Here is a 15,267-nt window from a genome sequence, read left to right as displayed (position 1 = left end):
GACTCCGCCTTGTCACCGGTGGTGCAGGACTGCAACACGAATCGCAGCTTGACCGCCCCGGGCCCCGATAGCGTTGTCAACGGACATCGAGAACCACGCATCGAGAACCACGCAGCACGGTTCCTCAACCACACGCCACAGACCACGGAGAGCAGCTGACATGAACACTCGCGTACTGCCCATCAGGAACACCGGCTTCGGCTCGAACCGTGCCCCGGCTCCTGCACCCATGTCAGCCCCGGCTCCCGTTCTCGCCCCTGCGCCGGTTCCTGTGCACGCACCTGTCACCTACGGCAACGCGGCACCGGTCGTCGTGTACCAGCAGATTGCGCCGACGAACTCCGCTGCCATCGTTTCGCTGGTGCTCGGTCTCATCTCGTTCACCACGTCGATGTTCTTCCTCGGGATCGTCGGCATCATCTTCGGCCACATCGCGCGCTCGCAGATCAAGAAGCGCGGTGAACGCGGCAACGGGATGGCGGTGGCCGGTCTGTGGCTGAGCTACGTGAGCGTGATCTTCTGGATCGTCTTCTGGCTGGCGTACTTCGGGATCATCGCGCTGGCGATCGGGCTCGGCATCGCTGCCGAAAGCGGAGCCGTCAGCTGAGGCCTGGGGGGCTTGGGGCTTCCCCACCGGCCGGATTGCGACAAAAGCCCCACAACTGTGACAGACCTGTAACCGCCCCACCTTTTGCCCGAATCGACGACTCTGTACCGTTGATGGCAGACACAAGGAGACTTCACCATGAGCAGCCAGAACAACTGGAACAATCCGGACATGTACTATCAGCAGCCCCAGTCGAACGGTGCAGGCGCGTACAGTGCGCAGTCCTATAGCCAGAACCCCGCATACGGTGCCAACCAGCAGTACGCCGGCGGCCCGAGCTATGTCTATCAGCAGCTGCCGCCGACGAACGTGCTGGCCATCATCGGCATGTGCGCTTCGATCTTCGGGTTCGTCTCGTCGTTCTTCATCGGTGGTATCGCCGGCATCATCATGGGCCATATCGCCCGCAAGCAGATCAGGGAACGCGGCGAGCGCGGCGACGGCATGGCGGTCGCCGCCCTCTGGGTCGGCTACATCGGCACTGCCCTGTGGATCCTCTTCTGGGTGTTCTTCGCCCTGTTCTATCTCGGGATGTTCGCGCTGCTATTCGCCGCTGAATCCGGCGCCTCGTGACCGAGGATTCCACCATTCCTGACCTTCAAAACCCCTCGAACGAAGGTCCCGCCGCGGACAATGACGGCATCGACCCAGCGGGTCAGAGTTCGGACCTCACCGGTGGGCGGCTCATCCTGGTCGGGACTCCGATCGGCAACCTCGGTGACGCGAGCCCGCGGATGCGACAGGCCATCGAAACTGCCGATGTCATCGCAGCCGAGGACACTCGCCGGTTCCTCTCCCTCGCACAGCGACTGAACCTCACCCACACCAATCGGGTCATCAGCGTATTCGACCACAACGAGGGCCATCGGGCTCCCGAGCTCGTCGAGCTCATCGCTTCAGGTCAGACCGTTGTCCTGCTCTCCGACGCGGGGATGCCCGCCGTCTCCGACCCCGGATACCGCGTGGTCAAGGCCTGCGCCGAGGCGGGGCTTGCGATCACGTCGACACCGGGACCGTCCGCTGTGCTCATGGCCCTCGCGGTGTCCGGGCTGCCGAGCGACCGGTTCAGCTTCGAAGGGTTCCTGCCGCGCAAATCCGGCCAGCGCAAGACTCTGCTCGAAGAGCTCAAGGCAGAGAAGCGGACGATGGTCTTCTTCGAAAGCCCCCACCGGATCGCCGATGCGATGGAGGACTTCGCCGAGGTCATCGGCGTTGACCGGCCCATGAGCATCAGCCGCGAACTGACGAAGACCTACGAGGAGACTCTGCGGGGGACAGTCGGTTCGCTGCGCGAGCTCGCCTCGGAAGGACTTCGCGGGGAACTGACCCTTGTGCTGGCCGGGGCCACCGAGGTCGAGACGGCTCCGGAAGACCACCTCGAGGAGCTCGGTGCCCTGGTCGACTCCGGTGTGCGGGCGAAGGACGCAGCCGGACAGGTGGCGAAGAAGTTCGGCCTCTCGAAGCGCGAAGTCTACGAGGCCTGGCTCCACCGCGACTGAGGCGGGAGTCTCACTGCGGGCGATGCGTGAGGCCACTTCCATGCTCCGAGCTGTTGACGGAAAGAGCACACTCGACTCCGGAAGGCTCACAGAAGAACGTGAGACATCCAGAAAAAGGTGCTCCTCATTGGGCGCGTCTACGCGATTGCCGAGGTGCGGAGCGTGTCATGTCGGAGGTGACTTGTGTGCACACGGCAGTCGACTCGCGCGTACCTGGCCTGTGGATAGCCGAGGTCCATGCACAAGGGCGAAACTGGGCCGTGACAACTGCGGCGCGTCCACACACCCTCGAGACATGAGCCTTGAGTATCTGGAGAAGTACAACGTCGTCGATCACCGGACTCTTCGGTCCGTCGGAATGACCAATGATGCGATTGCAGGTGTGGTCGATTGCTGCATGCTGAGGTTGGCGCGTGGCATCTATTCGATTGTGCGGGCTTGCCAGAAGCCGGCCCACACGTCGGCTGCAGTCCTGATCTCGGACACGGATTGGACTGAGTACTTCCGTGCGACTTCGAAGAGCCGAGAGCAGAACCCCAAGTATCAGGAGCATCTTGCCCGACTGCGAATTGTGCACTATCGCTACTACCGAACCGACGATGTCGTCAGCGGAGTGTCCGCCGCATTGCTTCATGAGATGTCGCTGTACCGACAGCCAATGAAGCGGATCTCAGTGGTGCACCCGACCGTCAGCTCGCGCAGCACTGAGATCGATCGGCGCAGACGCAGGTGCGATTCCGACGATCTGTGCACCGTGTACGGCCTTGACTGTGTCAGACCTGAGCGCACGGGGCTTGATCTGATTGCCGCTTTGGGTCCTGCCGACGGAATGGCAGCGCTGGAGAGCGGGCTTCGAGCGCAGGTGGAACGAGAGACCGGGAAACCGAAGATCGGTATGACTGATCCGCCTCGGATGCGCAAGGTCGGGAGAGAGATTGTGGAACGAGACTACGGTCCGGCAGTCCAGCGTCTCGCTCGGGGCAGGAAACGTGCTTCGGCGATCCTGTCGATCATCAGCCCACTGTCGGAGAGCTATGCGGAGAGTCGGACGTCGTTCGCCCTCCACCAATTGGGGCTGCACGACTTCACCCAGCAATACAACGTCGGGGCAAACGGTGACTTCGTGGCGAGGCTGGACTTCCTGCATCGGCCGACGAACACGATTCTTGCCTTCGACGGTGACCAGAAGTATGCCGATGCGGGTGCGGACACGCGTGTGAAGGAGGGCCGCCAGCAGAATGAGCTGCTCAACATGGGCTTTCGCATCGTCCACCTGAAGTTCAGCGACCTGTTCAACCTGAAGTTCTTCGGGATGAAGCTCTTCGACCAGGCACCGCAGCTGATCCCATTCCAGTGCGCACCGACTCTCTGATTTCGCTGATGCTGTGTCAGGATCTGCTGAAGTTGTGTCAGGGCCGACGTCGAATTGGCAACAGTGGCGCACCGGCGATGGTGTCGCACTGAATGCGGGGTGAACGGGCGGGTGGCGACTTTGCTGAGTGGCCAAGTACTTCTGAAAGGCACACGTTCTTCTGTGAGCTTTTCGGAGGGGAGTGGGCTACTTGTGGGGGAGTGCCTAGAGTAATGGGTGCTTTTTGGAACAGAGTGCGCCGTGGCGAGCAGGGTGAGCCGAACGCCGCAGGCAACTCAGGCCTCGGGTAACACCGCCACCCACCGTACCCGCACCACCGCCTGCGGGCCCATGCACACCACGCCGCACGGCCACCACCGCCTGCGGACCCATGCACACCACCTGCCCCCGCACCCGCACCACCGCCTGCGGACCCATGCACGCCCGCCATGCCGCGTCCTTTAGACTGAGTTCCCTATGGGTTACTACTTGACGACAGCGATTGCCTACCCCAACGGGGCCATTCACATCGGGCACGCCTACGAGTACATTGCGGCCGACACGATCGCCCGGTTCAAGCGACTGGACAATCACGAGGTCTTCTTCGCAACCGGCACCGATGAGCACGGGCTGAAGATGCTGCAGGCGGCCAACAAGCTCGGCATCACCCCCAAGGAGCTCGCCGACGACAACGCGAAGAACTTCCGCGATACCCAGCTCGCCCTCGGTTCGACCTTCGACCGGTTCATCCGCACCACAGACGAAGACCACTACGAGGCGTCGAAGGCCATCTGGCGCAAGCTCGAAGAGGCCGGCGACATCTACCTCGACACCTACGCCGGCTGGTACTCCGTGCGCGACGAGGCCTTCTACACCGAAGACGAGACCGAAGTCGTCGACGGTGTGCGCCTGTCCAAGGAAACCCGTACCGAGGTGACCTGGACCGAAGAGGAGTCCTACTTCTTCCGTCTCTCGAAGTACCAGGACAAGCTGCTCGAGCTGTACAAGGCACATCCCGAGTTCATCGGCCCCGATTCCCGCCGCAACGAGATCGCCTCGTTCGTCGCCTCCGGCCTCAAGGACCTCTCCGTCTCCCGCACCACCTTCGACTGGGGCGTGCCGGTTCCAGGCAACGAGAAGCACGTGATGTACGTGTGGATCGACGCCCTGACGAACTACCTCACCGCCGCCGGCTACCCCGACGACCAGGAGCGCCTGACCAAGTGGTGGCCCGCCGACGTCCACATCATCGGCAAGGACATCATCCGCTTCCACTCGGTCTACTGGCCCGCGTTCCTCATGAGCGCCGGCATCGAACTGCCCAAGCGGGTCCACGCCCACGGCTTCCTCTTCAACTCCGGCGAGAAGATGTCGAAGTCCGTCGGCAACGTCGTCGACCCCATCGACCTCGTCGATGCCTTCGGCCTGGACACCCTGCGCTTCTTCCTCTTCCGCGAGTTCTCCTACGGCCATGACGGCTCGTACACGAAGGATTCGATCATCACCCGGAAGAACTCCGACCTCGCCAACGAGTACGGCAACCTCGCCCAGCGCTCGCTGTCGATGATTGCGAAGAACTGTGACGCCCAGGTCCCGCAGCCAGGCACCCTCACCGAGGCGGACGAAGCCCTCCTCGCGCTCGCCCGGGCCGTTCCCGACACCGCCCGACGCCACGTCGACACCCAGGCCCTGCACCTCTACGTTGAGGCCTGCTGGAAGGTTCTGTCCGAGGCCAACCGGTACTTCTCCGCGCAGGAGCCGTGGAAGCTGAAGAAGACCGATCCCGACCGCATGGCCACCGTGCTGTGGGTGACGATCGAGGTCGTGCGCATCATCTCGATCCTCATCCAGCCGGTCATGCCCGAATCCGCCGGCAAGATCCTCGACCTCCTCGGAGTGCCCGCAGGAGACGGTGAGGCCGGCGCGAAGATCCTGCCGACCGCCACCGAAACCGGATCCGGCGCCGAGGCGATGGGATCCGTGAGTGCGAATGCCAGCATCGGCGTCGCGGCCGGCGCTGCCTATGCGTCCGCGGCTCTGGCACCGAACGTCGCCGAGGCGGCCACCGGCGGTCTGGCCGCCGCCGACGTCGATCCCCGTTCCTTCGCCGCCGTGGAGTTCCCGCTCGAGCCGGGCACCCCGCTGCCGAAGCCCGAACCCGTGTTCCCGAAGTACGTGGAGGAAACCGAATAATGGCCTCGCGCGCCGCCGGAACCTATCCACCGGTGCCCGAACCGCTGACTCATCCCGTCGTTGATACCCACACCCACCTCGACATCTGCACGGGTGTGCGGCTGCCTTTGGGGTCCGGTGAACCTGAACCCGAGGTGACGCCCGACGCCGAGGAGGAGTTCCCGTCGCTGGATTTCTTCCACGACACCGCCGCCGAGGCGGAGGTCCGTCGCATCGTCCAGATCGGCTGCGACCTCCCGGCAGCGAGGTGGACGACCGCGCTCGTCGCCTCCCAGTACTCCGGCACCACCGCCGAGGCGGCCGACCACCGAACCGTGCCCGCTCCTCCCTCGGGTGGTCGGAGCTGGATGCTCGGGGGAGCGGCACTCCACCCGAACGAAGCGCCGCGGCTGGCCGAACGCAGTCTGCTCGACGACGCTCTGACCGAGATCGAATCGCTCGTGTCCTCCCACGACCGGATGCGTGTGGTGGGCGAGACCGGCCTCGACTACTTCCGGACGGAAGAAGACGGCATCGCCGAACAGCAGCGTTCCTTCCGTGCCCATATCGAGATCGCCAAACGCACCGGCCGGGCCCTGCAGATCCATGACCGCGAAGCTCATGCCGACGTGCTGCGCATCCTCAAGGAGGAAGGCGCCCCCGAGGTCACGATCTTCCACTGCTTCTCCGGTGACGAAGCAATGGCGCGCGAATGCGCCGAGGCGGGCTACTTCATGTCCTTCGCCGGCAACCTCACGTTCAAGAACGCCGAGGAGCTGCGCCGAGCCGCGGCGACCGCCCCGCTGGATCTGCTGCTCACCGAGACCGACGCTCCCTTCCTCACTCCTCACCCTCACCGCGGCAAACCCGGCGGTCCGTATCTGACGGCGATCACGGCCCGGAAGCTCGCTGAAGTGCGGGGGATGAGCGAAGAGGACCTGTGCTCGGCCGTGTGGAGCAACGCCGAGAGGGCACTCGGCAGCTGGGACTGAGGCACCGACAGCTGGGATTGAGGTGACCTGCCGGCCCGAGTCGGACCGAGGGGCGGCACGTGACTCACAGTGACCGGGGCCGAACCTGAACCAGCGACGGGCCGGCGGGCTCGAAACGGCACCGGCGACGGACCGGCGGGCGGAGCGAAGGCCGCGGATTGTGAGCGGGATAACGGATGGCAGGGCCGCCTCGGCGAGGAAATATCACGGTGGATTCGGCCCCGAAAACACGGGGAATTCCAGGTCAGACACGCCCTCAGGAAACTCACAACGTTACATTTCCGTGATATTTTGCCAGCGGTGTAACGAATCGGTTACAGTGAACAGGTCGATAAACTCTGCTCAGGGATATTTTTGTGATTGATTTTCTGAAGAACCGCAAGGTTCAGATTGCCGCACAGGCAGTCGTCATTACCGGACTCGTGGGTGGCACGGGCGCGGTCGTCTCCATGAACAAGCCAGTGACCTTGGATGTCAACGGCCAGGCCGAGGAGATTCGCACCTTCGGCGGTACCGTCGGTGACATCCTCGACAGCCACGACATCGATATCGATAAGCGTGACAAGGTCAAGCCCGGCGTCGGCACGAAGGTCGACCGGGACATGACGATCACCGTCAACACCGCGAAGAAGGTCTCGCTCTCCGTCGACGGTAAAGAGTCGAACGAGTGGACCAACGCCAACACTGTCGGTCAGGCACTCGCCGATCTCGGAGTCGACGCCAAGGGCGCCGACCTCAACGCCGATGCCAAGCAGCGGCTGAAGGAAGACGGCAACGACATCAATGTGACCACGGCGAAGGACCTCACGGTCGTTGCCGATGGCAAGGACCACAAGGTCTCGGCCGCTGTGGGCACTGCGAAGGAAGCGCTCAAGGATACGGGCGTCAAGCTCGACAAAGACGACTTCCTGTCCGTGCCGATGTCCGCTGAGGTCTCCGACGGCCAGGTTCTCACCGTCAACCGCGTGAAGAATGACACCGTCAAGGACAAGCAGGCCATCAAGGCCAAGGTCGAGACCAAGAAGTCCGATTCCCTCTACGAGGGCGAGACCAAGGTCGAGTCCGAGGGCAAGGACGGCGAGAAGCAGGTCACCTACAAGGTCAAGACCATCAACGGCGAAGAGGTCAAGAAGGAGAAGAAGGACGAGAAGGTCCTCTCCGAACCCAAGGCCAAGGTCGTCGTTCAGGGCACCAAGAAGAAGGAAGAACCGGCTGACACCGGCGGCTCCGATTCGGGTGACTCCGGCGATTCGGGCGACTCCGGTGATTCGAGCACCGGCGGCGGCGACTCCGGTTCGAGCGGCGGCTCCATGAGCACCGAGGAGATCAAGGCCATGCTCGGCGGACCCGGTTCCAAGTGGTACCAGGTCGCCAAGTGCGAGTCGGAGTTCAACCCGCGCGCAGTGAACAAGTCGAATAACGCCCACTTCGGACTGTTCCAGTTCAAGCTCGCCACCTGGCAGGCCATGGGCGGCAGCGGCAACCCGATCGATGCCAGCCCGCAGGAACAGTTCGAGCGCGCCAAGAAGCTCCAGGCCGAAGCCGGCTGGGGACAGTGGGCCTGCGCCTGATCTGCAGTGAACTCTGGCCGCCGTTGACAACAGATATCGACAACTGAGCTGAGGCGGTCAGCAAGGAGCGTGGGCCCCGAGGAGAAATCCTCGGGGCCCACGCTTTTTGGCAGCCGAGTCATGGAGTTCCGGACACTTCGTGTTGGAATCGGGCCTTGAATCCCGCACGCAGCGTCCGCAACTCGCCTCCGCAGGTGGCCGGCTTCGCCTCCGACGGAGCCGGCCAGGGCCCCAATCTGAACTTTCGCCCAGAGCATGACGAATTGTTGGCACTCAAGTTGACCGAGTGCTAAAGCCGTTCTAGAGTCAGAATTAGCACTAGCACTCATTGAGTGCCAGTTTCATGAGACGGTCGAATCGCTCGGCACCCGCGACGACGAGAGGTTCATGGCAGCAGCCGCCGTCTGACTCGATGAAATAGAACCCAGCGAAGGGAGAGAGCCCGAAATGTCGGTCTCCATCAAGCCACTCGAAGATCGGATTGTCATCCGTCAGGTCGAAGCAGAGCAGACTACCGCCAGTGGTCTGGTCATTCCCGAAACCGCCAAGGAAAAGCCTCAGGAAGGCGAAGTTGTCGCAGTGGGCCCCGGCCGCGTTGCTGATAACGGAAACCGCGTGCCGGTCGACGTCGCCGTCGGCGACAAGGTCATCTACTCCAAGTACGGAGGCACCGAAGTCAAGTACGCAGGCGAAGAGTTCCTCGTGCTTTCGGCTCGCGACGTGCTCGCAGTCATCGGCTGAATCCCCTGAACAACTACTTCACAGACAGGAGGACGAATGCCTAAGACTCTGGAATTCAACGACGAAGCTCGTCGTGCACTCGAAAAGGGTGTCAACACCCTGGCCGACACCGTCAAGGTGACGCTGGGACCCAAGGGCCGCAACGTCGTGCTCGACAAGAAGTGGGGCGCTCCCACGATCACGAACGACGGTGTGACCATCGCTCGTGAGGTCGAGGTCGACGACCCGTACGAGAACCTCGGCGCACAGCTGGCCAAGGAAGTCGCCACCAAGACCAACGACATCGCCGGTGACGGAACCACCACCGCGACCGTTCTCGCTCAGGCCTTCGTCAACGAAGGACTGCGCAACGTCGCAGCAGGCGCCGCTCCCGGACAGCTCAAGCGCGGCATCGAGACCGCAGTCGAGGCTGTCTCCGAGCAGCTGGGCACCATCGCCCGCGACGTCGCCGACTCCTCGGAGATCGCACACGTCGCCGGACTGTCGGCTCAGTCGCCGGAGATCGGCAAGCTCATCGCCGATGCCTTCGACAAGGTCGGCAAGGACGGCGTCATCACGATCGACGAGTCGCAGGCCGCGTCCGTCGAGCTCGAGATCACCGAAGGTATGCAGTTCGACAAGGGCTTCCTGTCGCCGCACTTCGTGACCGATGCCGATCGTCAGGAAGCTGTGCTCTCTGACGCTCTCATCCTCATCAACCAGGGCAAGATCTCCAACATCCAGGAGCTCCTGCCCGTCCTCGAGAAGGTGCAGCAGGCCGGCAAGCCGCTGTTCATCATCGCTGAGGACATCGAGGGTGAAGCGCTGTCGACCCTGGTCGTCAACAAGCTGCGCGGCATCATCAACGTCGCCGCGGTCAAGGCTCCCGGATTCGGTGACCGCCGCAAGGCCATCCTCGAGGACCTCGCCGTCCTCACCGGTGGCCAGGTCGTCACCCCGGACATGGGCATGAAGCTCGACCAGGTCACCCTGGAGGAGCTCGGCAACGCCCGCACAATCACCGTCACCAAGGACAACACCACCATCATCGATGGTGCCGGTGCCGATGATGCTGTTGCCGGTCGTGTCGCCCAGATCCGCGCCGAGGTCGAGAACACCGACTCGGACTGGGACCGCGAGAAGCTGCAGGAGCGCTTGGCCAAGCTCTCCGGCGGAGTCGCCGTCATCAAGGTCGGCGCCGCCACCGAGGTGGAGCTCAAGGAGCGCAAGCACCGCGTCGAAGACGCTGTGTCCGCAACCCGTGCCGCCATCGAAGAGGGCGTCGTCGCCGGCGGCGGATCGGCTCTGATCCACGCTGCGAAGGTCCTCGACGGCAACGACCTCGGTCTGACCGGGGATGCACTCACCGGTGCTGACATCGTCAAGCGCGGCGTCGTCCAGCCGCTGCGTTGGATCGCTGCCAACGCCGGCCAGGACGGTTTCGTCGTCGTCGCCAAGGTGCAGGACCTCGAGTCCGGCCAGGGCTACAACGCCTCGACCGGTGAATACGGCGACCTCATCGGCGCCGGAATCATCGACCCCGTCAAGGTCACCCGCTCGGCGCTGCGCAACGCCGCTTCGATCGCCGCCCTGGTTCTCACCACCGAGACCCTGGTCGTCGAGAAGAAGGAAGAGGAGGACGAGGACTGAGCGATCCGCTCGATCTGAGTCGACTCTGAACCACACAAGTGGCCCGGAACAGCATGTTCCGGGCCACTCGTGCATTCACTTGGTCGTAGTGTGCGATTCATCTTCCCGAGGCATCGTGGCACTAATCTGTCGCGGAGGCCTCGCCTCGCACACGGTTCGCGGAGATTCTAGGGAGACATGAAACGCATTACGATGATCGGCGATGTCGGTTGGAGTCGGTTCTACCACCTCGGCGATGAGGCGATGACCGAACTCGCCATCGATGCGTTGCGCGATCGCACTGAGGTCGAGATCACCTTGATTGCCGGCGACCCGCAGCACGCGGCGGAGATGTACGGCGTCGATACCATCGCCCGCATCGGCTTCAAGCGCGAGAGGGAACCGAACCTCGCACGGATGGAACGTGTTCTCGCCTTCGCCGAATCGGACGGTGCCCGCGGGGGTCTGAGACCGAACGATCCCGCACGTACTGTGATCGAAGCGATCCGAGATTCGGATGCCGTCCTCATCGCTGGCGGCGGCAACCTCAACTCAATGTTCGCTCATCACATCTACGAACGCGTGACCCTGGGTCGTCTGGCCAAGCTCTTCGGAAAACCATACGCTCTGACCAGTCAGACGCTAGGACCGCTCATCTACGACGAGGATCGCAAGCTCGTGTACGAGTTCCTCGCCGACGCGGAGTTCCTCGGCAGCAGAGAAAGCTACACTACGCGCTTCGCCAAAGAAGTCGGAGGCAAGCGCGCCGTCATTCGCAGACAGGTCGATGACGCGTTCTCGCTCGAGGCACGTGATGAGGATCGTCACGCCGTCGCCGATCTCGTGAAAGAGCCATTCATTGTTGCGAGCTTTGCGGAGAAGGCGTCCTCACCGGTGCTCTCGGACGCGGACTATCATGCGCATCTGGTCGACATCACTCGGCAGCTGAGCGAGGAGACCGGACTCACATTACTCCTCGTCCCCCACGGTGGGGGACTGCCGCCGGCGGCGCCGACCCGAGATCAACTGACCAACGATCAAATTGTCGCTGAGGTCAGCCGCAGCAATGTCATATCCACGAGGATGCTCACCGCGCGTGAGCTCGTCGCGCTCACGGAGGAAGCGGAGTTCGTCATCGGCACGCGCTATCACGCCGGAATCTTCGCTGGAGCTGCCGGCGTTCCCTTCATCTCGCTCGTGCCCAATCTCTACTCCTCCATCCGTATGCGCGGAGCCGCAGAAAACGTCGGGATGGAACAGTTTGTTCTGCCCGTGGAGTCGGTCGACGATATCGTTCGGACCGGTGTCGGGGTGTCGCAGTCTCGCGATGAATTCAGAGCCGCGCTCAAGGACAGCTCCGCACGTCGTCGTGCTGAGCACGCAGAGTGGTGGGATTTCGTCGTCGCTCACACCATCGGCGTTGACTCGGGTGAGAAACCCAGTGCCTCGTCCGTTCCTGCCCCCGGGTTCTTCCATGCCGACGAATTGGCCAATCGGTTCGACTCCGCGCCGAGCGCCAATCGTGCTCGACTCTCGGCAATTGAGGAGTACGGGCTGCTCCTAGCCAAACGTGACCGTCAGCTGGCCGTGGCCCGGCAGAAGGCGAAGGAAGTAACGCAAGCATTGGAAGTCAGCAATGCCAGGCACGAACGGCAGGACAGCATGCTCTCGGTCAGGGCGGCACGCAGAGTCCGCGGCTGGCAGCGGAAGTTCAAACGTGGAGTGCGACGGGGCGCAAAGGCCGCTGTTCGCCACATTGGTGAGCTCTCCTCGAAATCGGTCCGCAAGACGAAATGGTCGCAGGCTCCTGCAGGAGCCATTGAGTAAACACCCTCACCGAGGCGGCCACGCCGGCCCAGAGCTTACGCGCGGTGAGTCTCACGCCGCGTTGCCCTCGAGCCGGGAACGCAGGCGCTCGAGATCGGCACGGACCATGGCAGCGTCCCGATCGAACTCGGCGTCATCGACACCCGGCAGACGGAAGAGCGTGAAGACCACCTCGGCGCCGGTGTCGTTGGCAAGCACGCGCAGCGGATTGTGCACCACGGTTCCGTCGGGGAAGAGCACATCGTGATCGAGGATGCCGAGATCGACGTGCGGGCCGAACCGGACCTCGACCTCGCCCATCGGGGAATCCGTGATCCACCGTCCCGCTTCCTCGCGGATGCCGTTGCTCAGGCCTGCCGCCCAGGCCGGGAGGTTCGCGGGATGACCGGCGAACGCGATGACCTCGGCGGGGGAGGCGTCGATGGGTGTGGAGAGATGGAGCGCAGGGTGCGTCATGTCTTCAGTGGACCACATCACGAGCCGCGGCGACAGGGACGGGCGGTCCCAAGGAGATGGGCGGCTGAAGAACGCAGACAGCGAGCAGCCACCCCACCGCCCAGGTGCCTCTCACCTACTGGTCAGTCAGTTTTCATGTTGATGACTGCCGATGGTCGTTAGTCTGGAATAGACAGATAGCACCGACGCTAGAGGGACACCATGACTACCGGCCTGCCGATGCCCATCGCCCGACTCCGTGAGGTCTCGAAGGTCTTCGACTCCTCCGGTGCCGCGGTCACCGCGCTCAATCAGGTCAGCCTCGATATCGCACCGGCCCGACTCACCGCAGTGATGGGACCCTCCGGCTCAGGCAAGTCGACCCTCATGCACGTCCTCGCAGGACTCGACCGCCCCACTTCCGGGACCGTCCACCTCGGCGAAAGGAAGATCACCGGTCTGTCCGACGATGAGCTCACCGCCCTGCGCAGGCGTCGGATCGGGTTCGTCTTCCAAGCGTTCAACCTCGTGCCGACTCTCAGCGTCAAAGAGAACGTCCGGCTGCCGTTCGAACTCGACGACCGCAAGCCGAACGCCGAGGAACGCGCCTGGATCTCCACCATCGTCGGGCGGCTCGGCCTCGCGGACCGACTCAAGCACCGGCCCAACGAACTCTCCGGCGGTCAGCAGCAGCGCACCGCCATCGCGCGGGCACTCGCGACCCGCCCCGACATCCTCTTCGCCGATGAGCCGACCGGCAACCTCGACGCCAGATCGGGGCGCGAAGTCATGTCGATCCTCACCGAGGCTGTCGCCGAGTTCGGCCAATCGATCGTCCTCGTCACCCACGACCCGATCGTCGCCGCCCACGCTGACCGCGTCATCTTCATCGCCGATGGCACACCGGTCACCGAGCTCAACGAGGGGATCACCGCCGAAGCGATCGCGCAGGTGATGCTCGAACTCGACGAACGCGCCGACTCTGTGGTGAACCGATGAACCCGCTGCGTGAGATCCGATCCAATCCTCGGCAGTTCTTTCCCAGTGTCCTCGTCGTCTTCATCGCCGCCCTCTTCGGCACCGCAATCATGCAGGGCATCGCCATTCTCACGGCATGGCTGTCCGCGGAGAGGATGGTCGCCGAATCCGACAATGCGCAGAACCTGCTCCGGGTCGTTGGGTTCACTTTCTTCCTCATCGCACTCTTCGTCTCAGCGCTCGTCATCGCCAATACCTTTTCGATCATCATCGCCGGCCGCAGCCGTCAGCTGGCCCTGCTTCGCCTCATCGGGGCGTCCTCGAAACGGCTGCGACGGGCCGCCTCGGTGGAGGGCCTGCTCATCTCCTTTCCCTCCGCCGTCCTCGCCTTCGCCGCGTCGACCGCTCTGGCGCAGGCGACTCTGCGCTACCTCGGCGAGCGGATCAGCGAGCCCGTCGCCCTCATCACGCCGCTCATGGCCGTTCCCGCGTTTGCCACCATCGTCGTGACCTGGCTGTCGGCGTATCTGGGGGCGCGTCGGATCACGGGGATCTCGCCGATCGAAGCGACCTCGCAGGCGGTCGAGCGTCGGCCGGAGGATGCCCGCGCCTCGCTGGGCGAGCTGGCTGCCACCCTCGTCCTGCTGTCCATGGGGCTCACGTTCCTCATCAGCACAGCCGTCGGTGCCTATGATCACCGGGTGAGCATCATGGGCGTCTTCATCGTCGCGCTCGGCTCGGTGCTCACCTTCGTCGGCATCGTCGTCGGTCACCCGTGGATCCTGCCGCCGATCCAAGGGCTCGTCGGCCGACTGCTTGGGCGCACCGCGGTCGCCCGTCTGGCGGCAACGACGATCGCCCGCCACCCCACGCGCAATGCCCGCACCGTCATCGGGCTGGTCATCGGCATCACCCTCATCGTCATGTTCGCCACCGCGATGACCACATTCCGCAACCAGATGCTGGACTACGCGCACTCGCTCGGTGCCGAGGGCTGGGGCGGCATGGAAGACGTGCTCGCGTCGGTGATCGACAAGACGATGCTCTTCTTCCTCGGCCTCATCCTCTTCTCCGTGGTCATCGCCGTCATCGGCGTCGCGAACACCCTCATGCTCTCCGTGCGGCAGCGCACCCAGGAGATCGGCCTGCTCATGGCGCTCGGCCAGACCCCGAAGCGCGTGCGCCGCATGATCGCCGCCGAAGGTCTGCAGCTGAGCGTGACGGCATGCGTGGTCGCCGTTCCGCTGGGCATCGTCTACGGCTGGTTCGGCGCGCTGACGCTGCTGTCGCCCCTGCTGGGATTCTTCGCCCCGTCCGTGCCGTGGTGGGTCATCGTCGCCGCCGTCCTCGGAAGCACAGCCGCCGTCTTCGCCGCCAGCCGCGAACCCGCCCGTGCGGCGACGTCGATCAGCCCCGTCCAGGCCCTCGAGACCGTGTGAAGTTCGGGGACCGCGGGACGGTCCTCGCTGAGGCGGAACTGGTAGTG

At 63.7% G+C, this 15,267-nt stretch carries 13 protein-coding genes; 12 read left to right on the top strand and 1 reads right to left on the bottom strand.

Features of this window, described 5'->3' with window-relative positions; all coding sequences use genetic code 11:
* Window positions 1-160 precede the first annotated feature (160 nt).
* The 10 genes from L1F31_RS13980 to L1F31_RS13935 all read left to right on the top strand — a co-directional run bounded on the left by L1F31_RS13980 (window position 161) and on the right by L1F31_RS13935 (window position 12,368).
* A complete protein-coding gene (locus L1F31_RS13980; RefSeq protein ID WP_265417881.1) occupies window positions 161-607 on the top strand; it encodes a DUF4190 domain-containing protein in 447 nt (148 codons plus the stop codon).
* A gap of 138 nt (window positions 608-745) precedes the next feature.
* Window positions 746-1,180 carry a DUF4190 domain-containing protein gene (locus tag L1F31_RS13975; protein WP_265417880.1) on the top strand — a complete coding sequence of 145 codons (435 nt, stop codon included), beginning with the start codon at window positions 746-748 and terminating at the stop codon, window positions 1,178-1,180.
* A complete protein-coding gene (rsmI, locus tag L1F31_RS13970; protein ID WP_429860929.1) occupies window positions 1,177-2,106 on the top strand; it encodes a 16S rRNA (cytidine(1402)-2'-O)-methyltransferase in 930 nt (309 codons plus the stop codon). The genes L1F31_RS13975 and rsmI overlap by 4 nt, the downstream gene beginning before the upstream one ends.
* Window positions 2,107-2,401: 295 nt before the next feature.
* Window positions 2,402-3,478, top strand: a complete 1,077-nt coding sequence (locus L1F31_RS13965) for a hypothetical protein (protein ID WP_265417879.1) — start codon at window positions 2,402-2,404, stop codon at window positions 3,476-3,478.
* Between the two features lie 456 nt (window positions 3,479-3,934).
* On the top strand, window positions 3,935-5,650 hold the full coding sequence (gene metG, locus L1F31_RS13960) for a methionine--tRNA ligase (protein ID WP_265417878.1): 1,716 nt from the start codon (window positions 3,935-3,937) through the stop codon (window positions 5,648-5,650).
* Entirely contained in the window at window positions 5,650-6,621 is a 972-nt protein-coding gene (locus L1F31_RS13955) for a TatD family hydrolase (RefSeq protein ID WP_265417877.1), read from the top strand. The genes metG and L1F31_RS13955 overlap by 1 nt, the downstream gene beginning before the upstream one ends.
* 356 nt (window positions 6,622-6,977) lie before the next feature.
* Window positions 6,978-8,192, top strand: a complete 1,215-nt coding sequence (locus L1F31_RS13950; RefSeq protein WP_265417876.1) for a resuscitation-promoting factor — start codon at window positions 6,978-6,980, stop codon at window positions 8,190-8,192.
* Between the two features lie 447 nt (window positions 8,193-8,639).
* Window positions 8,640-8,933 (top strand): co-chaperone GroES, encoded by a 294-nt coding sequence (groES, locus tag L1F31_RS13945; protein WP_039209993.1) that lies wholly within the window; start codon window positions 8,640-8,642, stop codon window positions 8,931-8,933.
* A 36-nt stretch (window positions 8,934-8,969) separates the two neighbouring features.
* Window positions 8,970-10,562 carry a chaperonin GroEL gene (gene groL, locus L1F31_RS13940; protein ID WP_265417875.1) on the top strand — a complete coding sequence of 531 codons (1,593 nt, stop codon included), beginning with the start codon at window positions 8,970-8,972 and terminating at the stop codon, window positions 10,560-10,562.
* A gap of 177 nt (window positions 10,563-10,739) precedes the next feature.
* Window positions 10,740-12,368: a polysaccharide pyruvyl transferase family protein gene (locus L1F31_RS13935; RefSeq protein ID WP_265417874.1), complete on the top strand. Its 1,629-nt coding sequence runs from the start codon at window positions 10,740-10,742 to the stop codon at window positions 12,366-12,368.
* Window positions 12,369-12,419: 51 nt separating this feature from the next.
* Here L1F31_RS13935 and L1F31_RS13930 read toward each other — a convergent pair whose 3' ends face one another.
* Window positions 12,420-12,824, bottom strand: coding sequence for an SRPBCC family protein (locus L1F31_RS13930; protein ID WP_265417873.1), 405 nt, complete (start codon window positions 12,822-12,824; stop codon window positions 12,420-12,422).
* 201 nt (window positions 12,825-13,025) lie between these two features.
* Here L1F31_RS13930 and L1F31_RS13925 point away from each other — a divergent pair, with 201 nt between their 5' ends.
* Together L1F31_RS13925 and L1F31_RS13920 are read left to right on the top strand one after the other, a co-directional pair.
* Entirely contained in the window at window positions 13,026-13,802 is a 777-nt protein-coding gene (locus L1F31_RS13925) for an ABC transporter ATP-binding protein (RefSeq protein WP_265417872.1), read from the top strand.
* Window positions 13,799-15,220, top strand: coding sequence for an FtsX-like permease family protein (locus tag L1F31_RS13920; RefSeq protein WP_265417871.1), 1,422 nt, complete (start codon window positions 13,799-13,801; stop codon window positions 15,218-15,220). Before L1F31_RS13925 ends, L1F31_RS13920 begins: the two co-directional genes overlap by 4 nt.
* Window positions 15,221-15,267: the final 47 nt, after the last annotated feature.

Origin of the sequence: Brevibacterium spongiae (assembly GCF_026168515.1) — a bacterium.
GTDB lineage: Bacteria > Actinomycetota > Actinomycetes > Actinomycetales > Brevibacteriaceae > Brevibacterium > Brevibacterium spongiae.
The sequence above is the reverse complement of the archived record's forward strand: the minus strand, read 5'-3'. Positions and strand labels throughout refer to the sequence as shown.